Consider the following 19,419-nt stretch of genomic DNA (forward strand, 5'->3'; position numbering starts at 1 on the left):
GGAGAGGCGAAGCGCACCACGCCGTCACCGATGCTCGATCGCCCTGATGGCGCCGCGGAGCTCGGCGAGGCCGCGCAGGCGGCCGATCGCGGTGTAGCCGGGATTGGTGCGCTTGGTGGCGGCGAGATCGTCCAGCATGCGGTGGCCGTGATCGGGGCGGAACACGATTCTTTTGTCGGGCGAGCGCCGCGCGTTCTCCTTCAGCAGCGCCTTGAGCACGGCGACTATGTCGACGTCGCCGTCGAGATGATCGGATTCGTAGAATGACAGGCCGTCCGCCTCGCGCTTGGTCGCGCGCAGATGCGCAAACGCGATGCGCGGGCCGAAGCGCTCGGCCATTTCAGGCAGATTGTTCTCGGGCCGCACGCCGAGCGAGCCCGTGCACAGGCAGATGCCGTTGGCCTTCGACGGCACGGCGTCGAACAGCGCCTGATAGTCGTCGGCCGAGGAGGCAATGCGCGGTAGTCCAAACAGCGGACGCGGCGGATCGTCGGGATGCAGGGTCAGCGAGACGCCGAGCTGTTCCGCAACGGGGGTGACGCGCTCCAAAAACTCGGCGAGATGCTGTCGCAGGATTTTTGGCGTGATATCGCGGTACGTTTCGAGCCGGTCGCGGAATTGCGGGATCGTCATCGGCTCGGTTGTCGAGCCGGGCAGCGCGCTGGCGATGACCATGACGAGATAGTCGATGTCGGCCTGGCTCATCTGGTCGAACAGCGTTTTCGCGCGCGCTTGCTGCTCCGGTGAATACTCCTGCGCGGCGGCCGGACGCTTAAGGATGTGCAGCTCGAACGCGGCAAAGCGATCCTGGTCGAACCGCATGGCGCGGGCGCCGTTCGGCAGCTCCCATTCCAGATCGGTACGGCACCAGTCGACCACGGGCATGAAATTGTAGCAGATGATATTGATGCCGGAAGCGGCCACGGCCTCAAGGCTCGCGATCCACGCCTCAATCGACTTCGTCGCCTTACCGCCGAGCCGCTTGACGTCGTCAGGGATCGGAATCGACTCCACCACCGACCACGTCAGTTGCGAGCGGCCGGGCTGGCCGCGCTCGATGAAGTTCTTGCGCTCCTCGACCGCCTTGCGCGTCCAGGCCTCCCCGATCGGCACCTGATGCAGCGCCGAGACGATATCCGTCGCCCCGGCCTGCCTGACGTCATCGAGCGAGACCGGATCGTCCGGTCCGTACCAGCGCCATCCTTGCAACATCATCGAGATTCTCCCGGATCAGTTCGCAGTCAGCACGACCTTGACGCTCTGCGAGCGGTCGAGCGCCAGCCGCAGCGCATCGGGTGCGGTCGAGAGCGGCCGCTCGGCCGTGACCAGCGACAGCACGTCGACGCTGCCAGCGGAAATCAGTTGCACCGCCGTCATGAACTCGAAGCCGAAGCGGAACGAGCCGCGCAGGTCGATCTCCTTGGCCATGACCGCATTCGACGGCGTCGGGATCTGGCCACCCGGCAGATTGCCGATCTGCACCACGACGCCGCCACGCCGGACGATGCCGATCGCGCTGGCGAGACCCGCGGCCGTGCCAGAGACCTCGAACGCGACGTCATAGGGTCGTGAAGCAGCCTGCGCCTTCAGGCCTTCTTCCCCACCCGATACGTTCTCGACATGAGTGGCGCCAAGCCGGCTCGCAAAGGCGAGCGGCGCCGGCGCGATGTCGGCCACCGTGACGTCGGCCATGCCGGCACGGTGCGCGGCGAGCATGGTCAGAAGCCCGATCGGGCCGGCGCCGAAGATGACCCCGCGCTTGCCCTCGATGTTGCCGGCGCGCGCCACCGCGTGCAGGCAGACTGCGAGCGGCTCGGCGAGCGCTGCCGCCTGATAGGAGACGTGATCGGGAATCTTGACGCATTGCGCGGGGATCGCGTCGAAGTAATTGGCAAAGCCGCCCTGCATGTGCGGGGTCTTCGAGGCCGAGCCCATGAAATAGATGTTTTCGCAGAGGTTCGGCCGGCCCTCGCGGCAGGCGACGCAATGGCCGCACCAGCGCGACGGATTGACGGCGACGCGGTCGCCGACCTTCAGATTGGCTGCGGAGCCCGAGATCTCCACGACTTCGCCGGAGATCTCATGCCCCAACACCAATGGCGACTTCACCACGAAATCGCCGGTCCGCGCATGACGGAAATAATGCATGTCCGAGCCGCAGATGCCGCCGGCGCCGAAGCGGATGCGCACCATGCCTGATGCGAGCTTGTCGAGGGGATGCTCGATCATGCGCAGGTCTTCGGGGCCGAACAGGGTTGCGGCGAGAGCAGTGGAGGTCATTTGGAGAGTCCCATGTATTTAGGCAGCCAGAGGGTCAGTTCGGGGATGTAGGTGATCGCGATCAGCGCGAGCATCAGCGGCACCAGCCAGGGCAGGATCGCCACCGTCGTGCGCTCGACCGAGAGCTTTGCCACGCGGGCGAGCACGAACAGCACCATGCCGAGCGGCGGATGCAGCAGGCCGATCATCAGGTTCAGCGTCATGATCAGGCCGAAATGGATCGGATCGATGCCGAGCTTGAGCACAATTGGCAGCAGGATCGGCACCAGGATGGTGATCGCCGCCGTGGTGTCGATGAAGCAGCCGACGAACAGGATCAGCACGTTGGCAAGCGCCAGGAACACCCATTTGTTGTGGGTAATGCTGAGCATCCAGTCCGAGAGCATCTGGGCGGCCTGCGACACCGTCAGCAGCCAGGCGAAGATCGACGCAGCTGTCACGATGAACAGCACCGAGGCCGTGGTCTCGATGGTGTCGAAAGTCGCCTTCGCCACCGTCTTCAGCGTCATGGTGCGGTAGCGCACGAGCCCGAGGAACAGCGACCAGATCACGGCGGCGACCGCGGCCTCGGTCGGCGTGAACCAGCCCAGCGTCATGCCGCCGATCAGGATCACCGGCGCCATCAGCGCCATCACCGCCGAGAAGTCGAAGTACCAGTCGATCGCGAGCAGCACGCCGAGCCCGATGACGACCGCCATGTTGGTCGACATGCCGGCAACCACCATCAGCCAGATCGCGAGCGGGAAAGCGAGCACGATGGCGATCTCGAGGCCGGCCGAGCCGAGCTGCGGCCAGGAGAACGGCGTGTCGCTGCCCCATTTGTTCTTGTGCGCGAAGTAGGTGACGGTGGCCATCATCAGAAGCGTCATGACGATGCCGGGAATGACGCCGCCCAGGAACAGCGCGCCGATCGAGACGTTCGCCATCATGCCGTAGATCACGAAGGGCAGCGACGGCGGGATGATGGGCCCGAGCGTCGCGGACGCCGCGGTGACGCCGACCGAGAACTCGGTCGAGTAGCCGTGGTCCTTCATCGCCTTGATCTCGATGGTGCCGAGACCGGCGGCATCCGCGATCGCGGTGCCGGACATGCCGGAGAAGATCACCGAGCCGATGATGTTGACGTGGCCGAGGCCGCCGCGCATCCAGCCGACCAGCGCGACGGCGAACTTGTAGATGCGGCCGGTCACGCCGGCGATGTTCATGAGATTGCCGGCCAGGATGAAGAACGGCACGGCGAGCAGCGGGAAGCTCTCGACACCGGCGATCATGCGCTGCGCCAGCGTGACGTCGGGCGTCACGCCGCTGACCAGGATGTAGAGCAGCGACGACGCGGCCATGGCGATCGCCACGGGAACGCCGAGCAGCATCAGGAGGAGAAAACCACCAAGCAACAGCAGCATGACCTTACCCTTCAAAACCGTCGTAGGCGCCGGGACGTTCGAGGATCGAGTAGCCCTGTCGCAGATGTTGCAGCGCCACCTGCACCGAGCGCACGAACATCAGCACGAAGCCGGCCAGCACGGCGTAATAGACGTAGTCCTTGGGAAGATTGATCGTGGTCATGGACTCGTCGCCGATGATCTGGATGTAGACCCAGACCAGCTTGATGGCGTAGCCGAAGAAGGCGATCCGGATCAGGTCGATGACCGTCGACAGCGTGCGCGCGACGAGATGCGGCAGATAGCGGTAGATCAGATCGACCTGGATGTGCCGCGACAGCCTTACGCACATCGATGCGCCGATGAAGACCACGCCGATCAGGCAGTAGGTCGCGATCTCCTCGGTCCAGGCATAGCTGTCGTTGAGGACGTAGCGGGTGAAGAACTGGAGGAAGACGGCAAGCGCCATCACCCAGAAGATCGCCAGCGCCACCCAGTCCTCGAAAGCGTAGATGCCGAGATCGACCTTCGGCGCCGCCTCCTCCCCGAAGGTGTGGGCGATCTCGTCCGCGGTGATCTGCCGGTGTATTTCGGCGGTCGACATGGGGTTACCTCTCTCCAAATCGTCGTTCCGGGGCGACGCGTCGAACCCGGAACCTCGAGATTCCGGGTTCGGCTCTTCGAGCCGCCCCGGAATGACGACTACGTCGTCACTTAACGTCCTGAATCCGTTCCCAATCCGCCTTGCGGTAACCGAAAGTCTCGAACGCGACGTTCTTCAGCACGGTGTCGCGGAACTCGTTCTTGTCGACCTCGGTCACGGTCAGGCCCTTCTCCTTGAAGAAGGCGACCAGCTTGGCTTCGTTCTGCTTGATCTCCGCGGTCGCCTTGGCGGCGGCCTCCTGCGCGACGTCGGTGAAGATCTTCTTGTCCTCGTCGGAGAGCTTCTTCCAGAGCGCGCCCGCCACCACCGTGTTGAGGTGGTCGACGATGTGGCCGGTCAGCACGATGTGCTTCTGCACCTCGTAGAACTTCTTGGCCTCGATCGTGGTCAGCGGATTCTCCTGTGCCTCGACGGTGCCGTTCTGGAGCGCGAGATAGACTTCGGCGAACGCGATCGGCGCGGTGTTGGCGCCGCAGGCGCGCGGCATTGCGAGATAGGCCGGAACGTCGGGCACGCGCATCTTCAGGCCCTTGAGGTCGGCGCAGCTCTTGATCGGCTTGTTCGACGAGGTCTGGCGCACGCCGTAATAGGTCACGGCGACGATGTGGTGGCCGCTCTTGTCCTCATAGCCCTTGGCGAGCTCCTTGAAGATGTCGCTCTTAGTGTAGGCCAGGAGATGATCGGCGTCGCGGAAGGTGTAGGGATAGTAGGTCACGCCGATCGGCGGGAAGCTCTTGGCCGCGAAGCTCGAGCCGGAGATGATGATGTCGACCGAGCCGAGCGAAAGGCCCTGGTTGATGTCGGCTTCCTTGCCGAGCTGGGACGCCGGATAGACATCGACCGTATAGCGCCCGTTGGTGCGCTTGCCGATCTCCTGCGCGGCCCAGACCGAAGCGGTATGGAACGGCTCAGAGGTCTCGTAGACATGGGCCCATTTCAGCTTGGTCTGCGCCATGCCGGCCTGGGTCGTCGCGAACATCGCCGCGGCCGAGACCGCGAGCATCATCGTCATCTTCTTCAACACTGACTTTTCCTCCATCGTTCAAGTCTGCTTCTTGTTCGCCCGCCTGCAAGGAATGCGGGCCGCCCAATCTCATCGCCGCCGCGCGCTGCCGCTCTTGGCCTGCTTCTTGGCCTGTTTCTCGGCCTGCTTCTTCGGCGCCCGTTCCGGTTTTGCCGGCGTTTCCGGAGATCGTGCCGGGGACGATCCTGCCGCGGCCACGGCGCCGAAATTCTGCGCAAAGCGCTCCTGCGAGCGCGCCAGGTGATTGCGCATCGCCTCGCGCGCGGCGTCCGGATCATGCGCGGCGATCGCGTCGCGCACGGCGCGATGCTCGTCGAGCGCGGTGCGCCAGGTGCCCGGGTTCTCGAAATAATGCGCAAGCTGCGCGAAATAGGGATTGAGGCGCTGGTCGAACAGCTCGCCGACCACGCGCACCAGGACGGCATTGCCGAGACTTCCGGCGATCGCGACATGGAACGCGCGGTCGTGGACCATCGAGGCTTCGCCGGGGTGCTCGACATTCTCCATCGCGAGAAGCGACGCGTCGATGCGCGCGACGTCGTCCTTGGTCGCGACGCGCGCGGCCTGCTCGGCGATAGCGCTTTCCAGGAATTCTCGGGCGCGCAACAGCTCGAACGGCCCCTCGATGACGGAAGCGGTCGCAGGCGCCGCAACGGCCGCGGGCTCGATCACATAGATGCCGGACCCGACGCGGATGCGCAGGCGGCCTTCGACCTCGAGCGCGATCAGGGCTTCGCGCACCGTCGGCCGCGACACCTTGAGCTGCTCGGCGAGCTCGCGCTCGGTCGGCAAGCGGCTGCCGACCGCGTACTCGCCGCTGTCGATCAGGCTTCGCAATTGATCGGCGACCTGGCGATAGAGCCGTCTCGCCTCCACAGCTTCCAGCGGCACGCTGGTCCTCCCCGAAAGGGTCGCGCGGGGTCGTCCAAACCCGCCGCCCGCCAATTTTGGATAATTGGCCTTACCAATTGACCGGAGCATTGACCGAGGAGGGGCGCCATGTCAAGCAGCGGCCAAAGACAGGGAGAGACGACCATGCGCCATAATTCAACGCGTCTTGGCCGCGCCAATCTCGACCGGCTGCCGCCGGCCATCCGCCGCCCGGCCTATGACCGTTCGCGCGTCACGCCCGGCATCGTGCATCTCGGCCTCGGGGCCTTTCATCGCGCGCATCAGGCCGTCGTCATCGACGATTGCCTTGCCACCGGGGCCGCATCCTGGGGCATCGTCGGCGCGAGCCTGCGCAGCCCGGATACGCGCGATGCCCTCGCCCCGCAGGATCATCTCTACACCGTTGCCGTTCGTGCCACTGAGGGCACCGAGCATCGCGTCATCGGCGCGCTGCTCGACAGCGTCGTCGCACGCGAGAACCCGGCGCGGCTGATCGAGCGGATGGCCGATCCCGCCATTCGCATCGTCTCGCTCACCGTCACCGAGAAAGGCTATTGCCATACGCCGCAGACCGGCGATCTCGACGAGCGGCACCCGGACGTCGTGCACGATCTCAACAATTTTGACGCGCCGCGCTCGGCCCCCGGCTTCATCGTGGCCGCGCTGGCGCGCCGCCGGGCGCAGGGGCTTGCGCCCTTCACCGTGCTGTGCTGCGACAACCTCGCCGCCAACGGCCACACCGTGCAACGGATCGTGACGCAGTTCGCGGCGCTGCGCTCGAAGGATCTCGGCAAGTGGATCGCGGATACCGCAGCCTTTCCCTCGACCATGGTCGACCGCATCGTGCCGGAGACGACGGATGCCGACCGCGATGCGGTGTCATCCGCGCTGGGCTTCCGCGACGCCTGGCCGGTGATGACCGAGCCCTTCACGCAATGGGTGGTCGAGGACCGCTTCGCGGCGGGCCGGCCCGATCTTGCCGCCGCGGGCGTCGAGCTCGTCACCGACGTCAAGCCGTTCGAGCTGATGAAGCTTCGGCTGCTCAACGCCAGCCATTCCGCGCTCGCCTATCTCGGCTATCTCGCCGGCTACGAGACCATCGCCGACACCATGCAGGATCCGCACTTCGCGCGTCTCGCCGCGCAGGTGATGGAAGAGGCCGCGGTGACGCTGACGATGCCGGCGAGCACCGACCTTGCCGCCTATCGCGCCTCGCTGCTCAAGCGCTTCGCCAATCCGGCGCTGCATCATCGCACCTGGCAGATCGCGATGGACGGCTCGCAAAAGCTGCCGCAACGGCTGCTCGGCGCGATGCGGGATCGCCTCGCCAAGAACCTGCCGATCGCGACGCATGCGCTCGCGGTGGCCGGCTGGATGCGCTACGTCACCGCGCGCGACGAGCACGGCCGCGCCATCGACGTGCGCGATCCCCTCGCCGGCGAGTTCGCAGGCTTGGCGCTCGAGGCGGGCCCTGTCGCCGAACGGCTCGCGCCCGCACTGCTCGGGGTCGGACAAGTGTTCGGGCCGCTGGGTGCCGAGCCGCGCCTGCGCGAGGCCGTGATCGCGGCGCTCGGCCGTCTCTATACGGACGGCGCGCGGCGGGCGGTGGAGACGCACGTTTCTGCGTGACCACAAACAGGGCAGTAATGCTGCACTGCAGTCCAAATCGAACGCAAAGTCGACGGAAGTCGCGCTTGATTTTTGCCTGCCATTGCCTCACCCGAGAGCCATGGCAAAGGACAGCAAGGTCATCGCCGCGAACGCGGCCTTCTACGCCGCCTTTTCAACGGGCGACTTCGCCGGAATGGAACAGATGTGGGCGGATGACGACGCCATCTCCTGCATCCATCCTGGCTGGCCTGCGATCATCGGGCGGGCCACCGTGATCGGGAGCTGGCGCGACATCCTGCAAAATCCGGAGCGACCGCAGATCGTCTGCGCCGAGCCGCAGGCCATCGTCGACGGCGACTGCGCGCGCGTGCTCTGCATCGAGATCGTCGACGGCACCGCCTTGGCCGCTGCCAACCATTTTCGCCGCGTCGGCGACGACTGGCGCCTGGTTCACCATCAGTCGAGCCCGATTGCGCAGATTGTCGAGCAGGCTGAAGACGATAGAACGAGTCACCGCGTCCACTGAAGGCGGCAGGCCCGCCGGCCCGTTCTACTGTGCATGGGGTTGTTTTTCCGTTTTTTAGTTGGCGACCTCATCGAAGCCCCGACAGATCGTCCAGCACGAACCGCGCCGCGCCGAAATCATCGTCCCGGAAGAACATGCTGCGGGTGATCAGAACCGGGATGTTCGCCCGCGATGCCGCAATCAGGCCGTTGGCGGAATCCTCGATTGCGACGCAGTCGGAGGCCTCCAGCGTCAGCCGCGCCAGGACTTCGAGATAGACATCCGGCGCAGGCTTCTTGTAACGGACGTCGTCACCGGCAACGATCGCATCGAAGTCCGCGGCCCAGCGCATCCCCAGCGCCCGCGACAGCAGCGCATCGATGTTGCCGTGCGAGGTGGTGGTCGCGATCGCGAGCCGCTGGCCGCGCGCCTTCGCCGCGGCGAGAAGGTCCGTCACGCCCGACCGCAGCGGGCAACAGCCGGTCTCGATCAGCTCGGCGTAATGCGCGGTCTTGACGCGGTGGAGTTCGGCGATGTCTTCGTCTGACAATGGCCGGGCAATCCGCAGCCGAGCGTGGTGAGCGCGAATTCGCTCCTTGCCGCCTGTCACCCGCAGCAGGTCCTTGTAGACGGCGCGGTCCCAATGCCAGTCGAGACCGTGGCGGACAAAGGCATGGTTGAAGGCCTGCCGATGCAGTTCCTCCGTCTCGGCCAGGGTGCCGTCGACATCGAAGATCAGCGCGGCCGCGCGCCGGATCAGCTCCGCGGCGTCCAATGGCGCTATGGCGGTCGCTTCTGCCTGCATGATCGACGCTTCCCTGATGACATCTCCGTGACGAGCGATCATCGCCCGCACTGGCGGGCGCGTAAAATTGCAATATCTTTTGCCGGACCCAAAAATCCCTTATGAGCGGAAGCGCGCAGCTGGCGCGACGGGAACTCCGACCTGCACGGGAGAGGCATGCGGCTCTTCATTCTAGGCTTCGGCTATAGCGCCAGGCATTTCGTCCGCAGATTCGGCGGAACGTTCTCGCACATCGCCGGCACGGTGCGCGATCCCGCGAAACGGGATGACCTTGCAGGCATCGAGGTGCACCCGTTTTCCGGCAGCCGCCCGGCTCGCGAGACGGCCGAACGTATCAGCGACGCCGATGTCCTTCTCATCTCGATCCCGCCCGGCAGCGCCGGCGATCCCGCAATCGCGGCCTGCGCGGACGTGCTGGCCGCTGGCCGTCAGCGCAAGATCATCTACCTGTCCACGATCGGCGTCTATGGCGATCACGCAGGTAGCTGGGTGGACGAAAGCACGCCGCCGCAGGCCGCCCTCGACCGCACACGCATGCGGCTCGCAGCGGAGCAGGCCTGGACGGATATCGGGCGCGGCGATGTCGCGATCCTGCGGCTTGCAGGCATCTACGGTCCCGGCCGCAACGCGCTGGTGACGCTGCGCGCCGGAACGGCCCGGCGCATCATCAAGCCCGGACAGGTCTTCAACCGCATCCACACCGACGACATCGCAAGCGCGATCATGGCCGCGGTTCGTCACCAGGGCAGCGGCACCTGGAACGTCTGCGACGACGAGCCCGCGCCGCCGCAGGACGTGATCGCCTATGCCGCCCAGCTCATGGGCGTCGCGCCGCCGCCCGAAGAGGCGTTCGAGACCGCCGAGATGTCGGTGATGGCGCGCAGCTTCTATGCCAGCAGCGCTCGCGTCTCCAACGCGAAATTGAAGCGCGAGCTCGGCGTCACGCTGGCCTATCCGACCTACCGCCACGCCCTGGATGCACTGTGGCGCGCGGGCGAAGGACGATAGGATCCACCTCCGACGCCTCCCAGACATGCCCTGCCTGCGCTTGACTTCGCCCCAGTGCGATCGTGATCTAGGTGCCGCGCGAGCCACAACGAAACGAGCTCGCCTTGGGAGGATACAATGAAGAAGACGATCGCCATGATCGCGGCGGCGGCTGCCGTCATCGCATTCGGTGCAGCGCGCGCCGCACCGCTGCCCGAAGCCAATCCTGACGACGCCGGTTTCTCGAAGCAGGGTCTTGCACGGCTCGACAGTTTCTTCGCCCGCGAAATCGCCGCAAAGCGCGTGCCCGGCGCCGTCGTCGCAGTGGCGCGTGACGGCAAGCTCGTGCACTACAAGGCCTATGGCCTGCTCGATCCGGACAAGGGCACGCCGATGTCGGTCGACGCGATCTTCGCGCTGGCCTCGATGACCAAGCCGATGGCCGCAGTCGCAGGCCTGACGCTGATGGAGAAGGGCCAGTTGCCGCTCCAGGCCAGGCTGTCCGACTACTATCCCGGCTTTGCCGACATGAAGGTCGGCGTTCAGCAGGCCGACGGCTCGCTCAAGCTCGAGCCGCAGGCCTCGCCGATCTTCATCCACGATCTCTACCGGCATACGTCCGGATTGATGTATGGCGGTCGCCCGGACTCATCGAGCCCGGTGGCGCGGCAATACCCTGATGGCGTCGCGCCGGCGATCGAAGGCGACACGCAGGCCTTCGTCGACCGCATCACAAAGCTGCCGCTGGCGCATCAGCCCTCGACCGAGTTCGAATACGGCTTTTCGATCGATGTGCTCGGCGCCGTCGTCGAGAAGGTGAGCGAACAGCGGCTCGGCGACTATCTCGCCGCCAATGTGTGGCTGCCGCTCGGCATGAAGGACGCGACCTTCCACCCGACCGACGCGCAGCGCCCTCGCCTCGCCCGCCCGTTCGCCAACGATCCGCTGACGGGGAAGCCGCAAGCCATCAAGCTGCTGGACACGCCGACCAGGTTCGACTGCGGCGGCGCCTGTTCGTTCGCGACGGTCGGCGACTACATCCGCTTCGGGCAGATGCTGCTCAACGGCGGCGAGCTCGACAGCCAGCGCATCCTCGGCCCGAAGACCGTGCATCACATGACGACCAACCATCTCGGCCCCGAGATCAAGAACAACGTGGCGGTCATCGAGCCGCATCGCGCCGGCTTCGGCTTTGGCCTCGCGGTTGCGGTCCGCACCGGCGAAGGGGTGTCGTCGGTCCCCGGCAATCCCGGCGAGTTCACCTGGAACGGCGCGTTCGGAACGCAGTTCTTCTGCGATCCCAAGGAGCGTCTCGTCGTGGTGGTCGGGACGGCGGCGCCCGGTGAGCTCAGGAAATACTATCGCGAGCAGGTCCAGGACATCGTCTATGGCGCGATGGTGAAGTGAGATCGGCACGCTGAATCGGGATAGGGGGAAGCCTCGCGGCTCCGCCCCTCCCACACCACCGGACATACGGGTCCGTATCCGGCGGTTCAGCGGATTATGCGGGTCGCCGTGCCGCGACGGAAGCCAAGCCGAGTGAGGCAAAGAAGCCGTTTGGCAGAGCAATGGTGAGCGCGGGGCTGTTCGCGAGCCGCCAAGGGCCACGTGGGCTGCCGGCGGTTTGCGCCGCCAGATCCCGGCCGACGCCGCGGCGTCGCAACTCGGCAAAGCGAGCGGGTCCATACTTCCATTGCTTCCAGGCAACGGCGCGCAACCGTCGCCTGATCCACTGGTCAAGCACGCGCAACACCGACGGGGTTTGACAGAAGCCGAAGTAGCCGCGCCACCCAATCAGGTAGGTCGACAGTTCTTTGGCGATCTGCACGAGGCATCGACCACGCGTGCGTCGCGTGAGCTCCCGAACCTTCGCCTTGAAGCGGGCGAGTGCCTGCGGCGCGATGCGCCGCCGCGGTTCTTGCCCGCCGGTGAAGCTGAAGCCCAGGAACTTGCGAACACTCGGTTTGGCAACCGCGCTCTTCGCTTTGTTGATCTTGAGCTTGAGGCGCTTTTCGAGGAACCTCTCGACGCCAGCCAGCACCCGTTCGCCCGCCCGCTGACTGCGCACGTAGATGTTGCAGTCGTCGGCGTAACGCACGAAGCGGTGGCCGCGCTTCTCCAGTTCCTTGTCCAGCACATCCAGCATCAGGTTCGACAACAGCGGCGAGAGCGGACCGCCCTGCGGCGTGCCCTCTTCCGTCGGACTGACCAGCCCTCCTTCCAACACACCCGCATTCAGGAAGGCGCGGATGAGCTTCAGGATGCGCTTGTCAGCAACCCGCTTGGCAACCAGTCCCATCAGGATGTCGTGGTTGACCCGGTCAAAGAACTTCTCCAGGTCGATGTCCACCACGATGCTGTGGCCGGCCGCAATGTACGCCTGCGCCCGTTCCACCGCCCGATGTGCCGAGCGCCCCGGCCGAAAGCCGAAGCTCGTCTCGGCGAACGTCCTATCCCAATCCGCCTGCAGCACCTGCATCACCGCCTGCTGGATCAAGCGGTCGAGCACCGTCGGAATGCCGAGCGGCCGCAGGCCGCCCGACGCCTTCGGTATCTCCACCCGCCGCACCGGCTGTGGCTTGTAGGTGCCGTCAAGCAACTGGGCTCGGATCGCAGGCCAGTGCTCCTTCAGGTGGGCTGACAGCTCGCCGACGGTCATCCCGTCGACGCCCGCCGCGCCCTTGTTGCGCTTTACTTGCGCCAACGCTGCCTTCAGATTCTCACTCTCGACAACGTCTTCCATCGACGGTCCTGCGACCGCCGGGCGTTCGAGACAGACTTCCGCCGCACGCGCTTCAGGCTCTCGGGCGCCGGCGCTTCGGGCTTCACCCTCCGCTCCGGGGCTCAAGTTCAGCTCGACCTGATTCTTCTGCCGCATGGCTCGCACGAGATCGCCGCTCTACTGACCACTTCCACCGTTCAGGCCTTCAGCGGCGCGCTGCCGCCTACTACGCCCTCGGCTGACTTCTGCGCTGCGGTCAGGCCGTCTTGCGACGGTCTCAGTCTCGTTGCCGAGACACAGCGCAGACCTCCCGAGGTAAGACCGACCGCCTTCACCGCACGCCCGCCGAATTTACCACCCCGACCTTTGATGACCTTGGACTTCGCGATCAATTGCTCGCTCGTCCGGCCGGGTAGGCCTCGTTATCCGGTGTTTGTCCATCGGGCCGCGGCTTTGCTCCACGCTTTCTTCAGACCCCACCTCACGATGACGCCCTTGCGCTTCGCTAATCCTTCGCCGCCATCAGGCTGGATAGAGGACTTCCACCTCCAAGCTGTCGCTCATACTCGGCACACAACAGAAAGGGCGGCCGTGCGGGCCGCCCTCTTGAATTGCTTGAGCATGATCTTGTCGGAAAACCGCTGCACACTTTTCCGGATCATGCTCCGGCGTCAGCTCAGGACGCCATATTTCTTGAACCAGTCCTCGGCCTGCTTCCAGGCATCTTCCGCGGCGTCCTTGCGGTAGCTGCCGCGGTAGTCGGCATGGAAGCCGTGCGGCGCTTCGGGGTAGATCTTGAATTCGGCCGTCTTCTTGTTCTGCTCGAGCGCCGCCTTGAGCTGCTCGACCTGCGCAACGGGAATGCCGGTATCGGCGCCGCCATAGAGGCCGAGCACCGGCGTCTTCATCTCGGGTGCGAGCTGGAGCGGGCTCTTCGGCCACAGTGGATTGGCGGGGTCGACCACCGTCCCATAGAAGGCGACACCCGCCTTGAGAGTACCGCCGTGAGCGGCATATTCCCAGACGGAGCGCCCGCCGCGGCAGAAGCCGATGATACCGAGCTTGGCGGTATCGCCGCCCTGCGATCCCGCCCACGCCACCGTCGCGTCGAGATCGGACAGCAGCTCGGCGTCCGGCTTGGCATTCACGACCGCCAACAGGTCCTTGATGTCGGTCACCTTGGTCAGGTCGACGCCCTTGCGGAAGTAATAGTCGGGCGCGATTGCGAATGCGCCGAGCTTGGCCAGGCGCCGCGTCACGTCCTTGATGTATTCGTGCAGGCCGAAAATCTCCATCGCCACGATGATCACCGGCGCCTTGGTGTTGCCGGCGGGGCGGGCGAAATAGGCAGGCATCTCCTCGGAGCCGACCTTGATCCTGGCGTCGCCGGCCTGGAGGCCCTTGGTATCCGTCGCGATCACCTCGGCACGGACGGGACCTGCCGCAAGCGTGTAGCCGGCGGCGACGGCCGCGGTGGCGCTCATGAATCCGCGACGCGAGACCGGGGCAACTTTCGTCAGCCCGACGACGTCGGATGTCATGATCGTTTCGAAACTCATCAGTCTATCCCTTCCTGCTGCCTGCAATGGTACCCCCGGGGGGCGATGCATTCGCCAAGAGTCGCCGGGGAAACGCAAATCACCAGCCTGCGAGCATGCGGTCTTCAGGCATGTCCCTGACGCCGCTCCCCCATGTCCTGCCTGAGCTGAATCGAGATGATGCCGCTGGCCGGCGATCGTCCGCGCAAGGCCACGCGCAAGCTTTCCGGATTTGATCGTGTGCCCGATTTAACCGCGTGGCTGCGCTGCGGCGCAACATCCATTAACCGAAAATAGGGGTTCTTCCGCCGCACCTCACGCGGTCAGAAGCTGCAGACACTCCACCCCTCGCGCAATTCGAAACGCTTCGCCGCAACAAATGGGCTCCATCGCGGCCGCAACGACACATCATGTTGCCGGGATGTTGCGCGCTATCGGAATCCCGCGCGCGAGCCGCCGTCATTTGACTGAAATTTTCAGAAGAGTTGAGCCGCGCGGTTTACTCGAACTTTCTTTGTGACGCTCTAGTTCCACGGCCGGAAGTTCCATCTCCGGAAACGGAGGACGTCTTCCCAGTGGGCGCGCCGTCCGACCAAGGATCGCCCGCGGGTTTCATTCTCGTCCACCCCGATTGCGCTCCCCCGAAGGCTCAGTTGAATAAAGCTTTATCCGACTTGGAAGTGAAATGAATTTGGCTCGCGAATCGATTGAACTGTTGGAGCAGGTCGCACGAATCCTCTGGTTCGAAGGCACCAAGCACGGCTTGCGCGATCGCGAGTGGATGGCGCTGCGCTTCCTCTCCCGCGCCAACCGGTTTTCCCGCACGCCGTCGGCGCTCGCGAGTTACGTCGGCACCACGCGCGGCACCGCCTCGTTCATCATCGGCGAGCTGGAACGGCTCGGCTATCTCGAGCGAAAGCGCTCGGCCAAGGACAAGCGGTCGGTGATGCTGAGCGTTACGCAGCCGGGCAAGAAGTTCCTGGCGCGCGATCCCGTTAACGTTCTCGTCGAGGCGATTGCCGTGCTCGACGACGAGGCCAAGATCCGCTTCCGCGACGCGCTCCGCCACGTGCTGGACCAGTCGGACGCGGCCGAGCAGCGGCACCATACCGACGTCTGCAAGCGCTGCATCTTCCTCCGGGAAGATCGCACCGCGGCGGACGGCAAGACGACGGTCGAGTTCAGCTGCCGCCTGTTTCGCGCGCCAATCGCGGAGCCGGAGGTCGATCTGCTATGCACCAGCTTCGAGCATCACCGCCAATAGAGGCGGCGCTCGATCACGGCGTTGCCTTGCGCGACGAGTAGATCACGCCCCCGCTGGATTCGACCACAAGGCGCCCGTTCTCGTTCCGGATCTCCTCGATGCGGCCAAGGCCGGGCACCTGCTGCCCCAGCACGGCCTCGATGACGCCGTTCGGGCTTTGCAGGATCGCAATCCCCTCATAGGCCTGGCGCACCGACCAGCCCTTGACCACCTTCCGCGGCACTGATGCGCGCTCGGAGGGAGACACCGAGCCCGTGACCTCGGGCGCTGCGAGCGAAGCCATCATCGGCGCGGCCTGCGACGACGGCTGCGATTGCGCCACTGTCGGCGCCGGAGCCTGGGCTTGCGCCTGGGCGAGCTTGTCGAGCTTTACCGTCGAGGACGAGCTCACCCGCTCGATGCGGTCCAGATTCTCGGCAAACCTGCCGAAGCGATCGTTGGTCGCCTTGCTCGATTGATCGACCGCGGTGCGCAGGCCGTCGAGATTTTCGGACACGCCCGACACCTGCTTGCGCAGCTGGGCGACCGTCTCGCGCAGATTCCTGATCTCCGTATTGGCCGCGACATTGTTCTGGGCGGGCTGCGTGGTGAGATAGGCGATCACACCGGTGCAGGCGCAGACCACCAGGATGGCGGCGACCGCCAACGTTGCGAGCGGCGCGACCCAGGTCGGACGGGGCGGCGGCGGCTTGGCCACGATCACGGCCGGCTTCATCACGACCGGCGCGGGCTTGGGTATCGCCATCTTGTCGAGGCGCGCCTTGGCGCGAATGCGCTTCAGCCCCTCGAGCGCCTCTTTCGCCAGCGCTTCGTCGCTCGCCGCAGCCGACGCACGCTTTGCGCTCGCGGCCGGCTTGGCTGTTTGCGTCGCGCTGTCCCTTGTATTGCGTGGCTCCGGAGCCGGCTTCGCCGCCGAGGAAACGTCAGCGGTCTCGTTGGGACGAGCTTTTCCATCGGACAACATGCGAGAATGCTCCGTTCGGTTAGATCTATCGAACGACGAATTTATTTGTCGAAGCTTGCCCGAAACGTGCGCATCGAAAACTTTTCATCACGCACGATGCGACGTCGCATGAGTCAAACGCGTCACGCACGTGGCGAGAGTGCGACTCGAAAGACACACCCTCGCCAAGATTTCGCCAAGCTGGAGTCGCCTCGCCACACATGAGTCGAATTGTCGCATGTGGAAAACCGGTGGAGAGAGTCAATCCGGGGTTGAAAACCCCTCCATACGCCTACCCCGCAGCACCACCCGAAATAGCTGTGATTATACGGGGATGCGGAACTATAGATCCGTCACGGTGCAAAACTAGTTCAAAATCCAAATCAACTGATGCGATTGAATATATCAAGAAACAACTCGAAACAAACCAACAGCATCAAACACACATAGCAATCGCTTTGATGCGCGCGCTTGATCGGAAATCGGCAATTGTTACGGTCCTATCCAAGTGATTCTCGCCAGTTGGCGAGGAGATCGGCAAGGTTCAGTAGCGTTCGGACGCGATAAGCAACTTGGCGCAACTGTTCTAGGTCGCTGTCTCAATCCGCTCCGCGAGGTGATCCGTAAGACACCCGCCGAGCCTCACGCAGTAAGCGTTCAGTATCGAGTCGAAGTAACAGGCCCGCGGAAAACGCAGGCACTGAATGCGTAGGGCTGCCCGCGAATATCGAAACCATAACAACGGTTCGCGGGATGGAAATATCGTCAAACAGCATGGTCGCCGAGCCGGGCATCACAACAACCAACCGGCCGCGATAAGTGCGAAACAGGGGCGAAAGACTGATGTATATTATCGTTGATGATCGTGAGAGCGTCACGAACAGCTACGTTGGAGGGCTCGTTCGCGAAGGCGTATCGTCGATCGGCTTCTCCTCCGGAGAATTCTGGGACTGGCTGCAATCTGCGAGTGAATCGGACCTGGCAGCGGTCGACGCCTTCCTCCTCGGGGATTGCGACGCCCGCGGAAGCCTGCCGCGGGCGATGCGCAAGCGCTCCTCGGCTCCCATCATCGCCATGAGCGGCCAGAAGATGCTCAAGAACACGCTGGAGCTGTTCGAATCGGGCGTTGACGACGTCGTGTACGTGCCGATTCACCTGCGCGAGATCCTCGCCCGAACGGCCGCGATCGCGCGCCGCCGGGTGGGCGAGTTGCCGAGACCCTGCGAGACCAGGATCCAGGTCTTCTTCAACGGGCGCGACCCCGAGATCGCGGGCCACGCCCTCACCCTGCCCCGCCGTGAATTGCGTATTCTCGAATATATGGTCAGCAACCACGGCAAGTGGATCACCAAGACGCAGATCTTCAACGCGGTCTACGGCATCTTCGAGTCGACCTTCGACGAGAGTGTGATCGAGAGCCACGTCAGCAAACTGCGCAAGAAGCTCCGCGACCGCCTCGGCTTCGACGCGATCGTGGCCCGGCGTTATGTCGGATACCGCCTCAACATTCCCGCCGGCGAGACCGTCGACGTGCCGATGCAGGAGCTCGACGAGGTCGGCATCCTCCTCAACCGGGCGCACATCGCCCCGGCGGCCTATCCGGCCGGTAACTGACGCGGCTGAGCGCTGCCGCGAAAAACGACAACGGCCTCTGCGGAGCACCTTCGCAGAGGCCGTTGTACTTTCGGCGGCTGAGACGGCAGAACGCAAGGCCCCGAGGCGCGAGGCGCCGCCATACCAAAGCGCTGCGAGATCGGGGGCGCGCTTTGGTTTCCTGGTCGAGCATCCTTCCGGAAAGCCGCTTCGCGCCTGTCCGGGCCATGCGCTAGGGTTTCTGCTGGAATTCTTCCTTCGAGACGTAGTTGAAGTCCTCGACCAGGACGTCCTGGACGACGTCGGCCTGCATCCGCTCGTTGACGCGCTGCTTGATGCCCGTCGTGAGGATGGAGAGGTCGTAGCGCGCGAGCTTCCTGAAATCGAGGCGGTCGTCGGCATAGATCCTGCGGAAGGCCTCGTCGACGACGAACGGCTCCGGCGGAACGTTGAGCTGGTGCATGGTCCGCGCCTCCACGGTGTAGACGAAGCGCGCGACGATGTAGCCCTGCACATTGCCATTCTCGACCATGGGCACGCTCAGCGCCCGCGTCTTCTGGTATTGGAGCCCGTCGAGATATGCGTCCTTTGCCGGCAGCAGGCTGCCGTTTTCCTTCCAATAGGCCACGGCGTAGCTCGTGCCTGCCGTGAGGATGCAGACCCAGAGCCCGGCAAGCACGAGTCTGATCATTTTCCGTCCTGCGTTGCGCGACCGGTATAGGTGCCGTCCGAATCGGCATCCTTGATTGCCTTGACGATGATGGTCGCGACCTCGCGCACCGCGTCGTAATGCATTTCGAGGATGGAACGATTCCGCTCCAGCTTCTCGCGCAGCCGCTGGACCTCCTCGGTGATCTCGACCTCGCTGCCGAGATGCATCCGCGCCCGCATCAGGCGGACGAACTCGAGCATGCTCCGGCTCTTGCGGGCGCTGAAATCGTCGAAATCGATCTTCTTGCCCGTCGCGAGCGCAACCGTCTCCTCCTCGACGATACTCTCGAGCCTGCGGATCGCCGCCAGCAGGCCGCGCACTTCGTCCGCTCTCGCCGCCTCGGCCCTGTCGACCACCGCCTCGCCGCCGACATTCGGCAGCAGCACGGGCAACAGCGCATTGCTCGATGCCGCTTCAACCGTCATCGCCTCGGCGTCCACGACCGGCTGCTCCATCACCAGGACCGCCGCGCCTTCTTGTGCCTGCATTGGAAATTCA

18 protein-coding genes are annotated in these 19,419 nt (G+C 64.7%); 6 read left to right on the top strand and 12 right to left on the bottom strand.

The window, feature by feature from the left end; all coding sequences use genetic code 11:
- Positions 1 to 24: 24 nt before the first annotated feature.
- The 6 genes from uxuA to AAFG50_RS33845 form a co-directional block, all read right to left on the bottom strand.
- Positions 25 to 1,215, bottom strand: a complete 1,191-nt coding sequence (uxuA, locus tag AAFG50_RS33820; protein ID WP_074076634.1) for a mannonate dehydratase — start codon at positions 1,213 to 1,215, stop codon at positions 25 to 27.
- A 15-nt stretch (positions 1,216 to 1,230) separates the two neighbouring features.
- A complete protein-coding gene (locus tag AAFG50_RS33825) occupies positions 1,231 to 2,280 on the bottom strand; it encodes an L-idonate 5-dehydrogenase (RefSeq protein ID WP_028174490.1) in 1,050 nt (349 codons plus the stop codon).
- A complete protein-coding gene (locus AAFG50_RS33830; RefSeq protein ID WP_011089571.1) occupies positions 2,277 to 3,683 on the bottom strand; it encodes a TRAP transporter large permease subunit in 1,407 nt (468 codons plus the stop codon). Before AAFG50_RS33830 ends, AAFG50_RS33825 begins: the two co-directional genes overlap by 4 nt.
- A gap of 4 nt (positions 3,684 to 3,687) precedes the next feature.
- Positions 3,688 to 4,266, bottom strand: coding sequence for a TRAP transporter small permease (locus AAFG50_RS33835; RefSeq protein ID WP_028174489.1), 579 nt, complete (start codon positions 4,264 to 4,266; stop codon positions 3,688 to 3,690).
- A gap of 106 nt (positions 4,267 to 4,372) precedes the next feature.
- The gene (locus tag AAFG50_RS33840; protein WP_039186120.1) at positions 4,373 to 5,332 is read right to left on the bottom strand and encodes a sialic acid TRAP transporter substrate-binding protein SiaP; all 960 of its coding nucleotides are present in this window, start codon (positions 5,330 to 5,332) and stop codon (positions 4,373 to 4,375) included.
- Between the two features lie 87 nt (positions 5,333 to 5,419).
- On the bottom strand, positions 5,420 to 6,241 hold the full coding sequence (locus tag AAFG50_RS33845; protein ID WP_028174487.1) for a FadR/GntR family transcriptional regulator: 822 nt from the start codon (positions 6,239 to 6,241) through the stop codon (positions 5,420 to 5,422).
- A gap of 144 nt (positions 6,242 to 6,385) precedes the next feature.
- Here AAFG50_RS33845 and AAFG50_RS33850 point away from each other — a divergent pair, with 144 nt between their 5' ends.
- Positions 6,386 to 7,870 (top strand): mannitol dehydrogenase family protein, encoded by a 1,485-nt coding sequence (locus tag AAFG50_RS33850; RefSeq protein ID WP_028174486.1) that lies wholly within the window; start codon positions 6,386 to 6,388, stop codon positions 7,868 to 7,870.
- Positions 7,871 to 7,970: 100 nt separating this feature from the next.
- Positions 7,971 to 8,378 (top strand): nuclear transport factor 2 family protein, encoded by a 408-nt coding sequence (locus tag AAFG50_RS33855; RefSeq protein ID WP_028174485.1) that lies wholly within the window; start codon positions 7,971 to 7,973, stop codon positions 8,376 to 8,378.
- A gap of 67 nt (positions 8,379 to 8,445) precedes the next feature.
- Here AAFG50_RS33855 and AAFG50_RS33860 read toward each other — a convergent pair whose 3' ends face one another.
- A complete protein-coding gene (locus AAFG50_RS33860) occupies positions 8,446 to 9,162 on the bottom strand; it encodes an HAD family hydrolase (RefSeq protein WP_028174484.1) in 717 nt (238 codons plus the stop codon).
- 156 nt (positions 9,163 to 9,318) lie between these two features.
- Between AAFG50_RS33860 and AAFG50_RS33865 the strand changes: the two genes are divergently transcribed.
- Both AAFG50_RS33865 and AAFG50_RS33870 read left to right on the top strand, forming a co-directional pair.
- Entirely contained in the window at positions 9,319 to 10,170 is an 852-nt protein-coding gene (locus tag AAFG50_RS33865) for an SDR family oxidoreductase (RefSeq protein ID WP_028174483.1), read from the top strand.
- A gap of 117 nt (positions 10,171 to 10,287) precedes the next feature.
- The gene (locus AAFG50_RS33870) at positions 10,288 to 11,556 is read left to right on the top strand and encodes a serine hydrolase domain-containing protein (RefSeq protein ID WP_028174482.1); all 1,269 of its coding nucleotides are present in this window, start codon (positions 10,288 to 10,290) and stop codon (positions 11,554 to 11,556) included.
- 94 nt (positions 11,557 to 11,650) lie between these two features.
- On the opposite strand, the gene ltrA is transcribed toward AAFG50_RS33870, so the two are convergent.
- Complete coding sequence (ltrA, locus tag AAFG50_RS33875; RefSeq protein WP_039185878.1) at positions 11,651 to 13,027, bottom strand: group II intron reverse transcriptase/maturase; 1,377 nt, start codon at positions 13,025 to 13,027, stop codon at positions 11,651 to 11,653.
- 515 nt (positions 13,028 to 13,542) lie between these two features.
- Positions 13,543 to 14,430: a dienelactone hydrolase family protein gene (locus AAFG50_RS33880; protein WP_028175237.1), complete on the bottom strand. Its 888-nt coding sequence runs from the start codon at positions 14,428 to 14,430 to the stop codon at positions 13,543 to 13,545.
- Positions 14,431 to 15,094: 664 nt separating this feature from the next.
- Here AAFG50_RS33880 and AAFG50_RS33885 point away from each other — a divergent pair.
- Positions 15,095 to 15,673: a MarR family transcriptional regulator gene (locus AAFG50_RS33885; protein WP_011089582.1), complete on the top strand. Its 579-nt coding sequence runs from the start codon at positions 15,095 to 15,097 to the stop codon at positions 15,671 to 15,673.
- A gap of 13 nt (positions 15,674 to 15,686) precedes the next feature.
- Here the strand turns inward: AAFG50_RS33885 and AAFG50_RS33890 are convergent, their stop codons facing one another.
- Positions 15,687 to 16,637 (bottom strand): hypothetical protein, encoded by a 951-nt coding sequence (locus AAFG50_RS33890; protein WP_011089583.1) that lies wholly within the window; start codon positions 16,635 to 16,637, stop codon positions 15,687 to 15,689.
- Between the two features lie 822 nt (positions 16,638 to 17,459).
- Here AAFG50_RS33890 and AAFG50_RS33895 point away from each other — a divergent pair.
- A complete protein-coding gene (locus AAFG50_RS33895) occupies positions 17,460 to 18,230 on the top strand; it encodes a response regulator transcription factor (RefSeq protein ID WP_028175236.1) in 771 nt (256 codons plus the stop codon).
- 211 nt (positions 18,231 to 18,441) lie between these two features.
- On the opposite strand, the gene AAFG50_RS33900 is transcribed toward AAFG50_RS33895, so the two are convergent.
- Together AAFG50_RS33900 and AAFG50_RS33905 are read right to left on the bottom strand one after the other, a co-directional pair.
- Positions 18,442 to 18,900 carry a hypothetical protein gene (locus AAFG50_RS33900; RefSeq protein ID WP_011089586.1) on the bottom strand — a complete coding sequence of 153 codons (459 nt, stop codon included), beginning with the start codon at positions 18,898 to 18,900 and terminating at the stop codon, positions 18,442 to 18,444.
- Complete coding sequence (locus tag AAFG50_RS33905; protein ID WP_011089587.1) at positions 18,897 to 19,409, bottom strand: hypothetical protein; 513 nt, start codon at positions 19,407 to 19,409, stop codon at positions 18,897 to 18,899. The genes AAFG50_RS33900 and AAFG50_RS33905 overlap by 4 nt, the downstream gene beginning before the upstream one ends.
- Positions 19,410 to 19,419 lie beyond the last annotated feature (10 nt).

Source organism: Bradyrhizobium sp. B039 (assembly GCF_038965675.1).
Lineage (GTDB): Bacteria > Pseudomonadota > Alphaproteobacteria > Rhizobiales > Xanthobacteraceae > Bradyrhizobium > Bradyrhizobium diazoefficiens.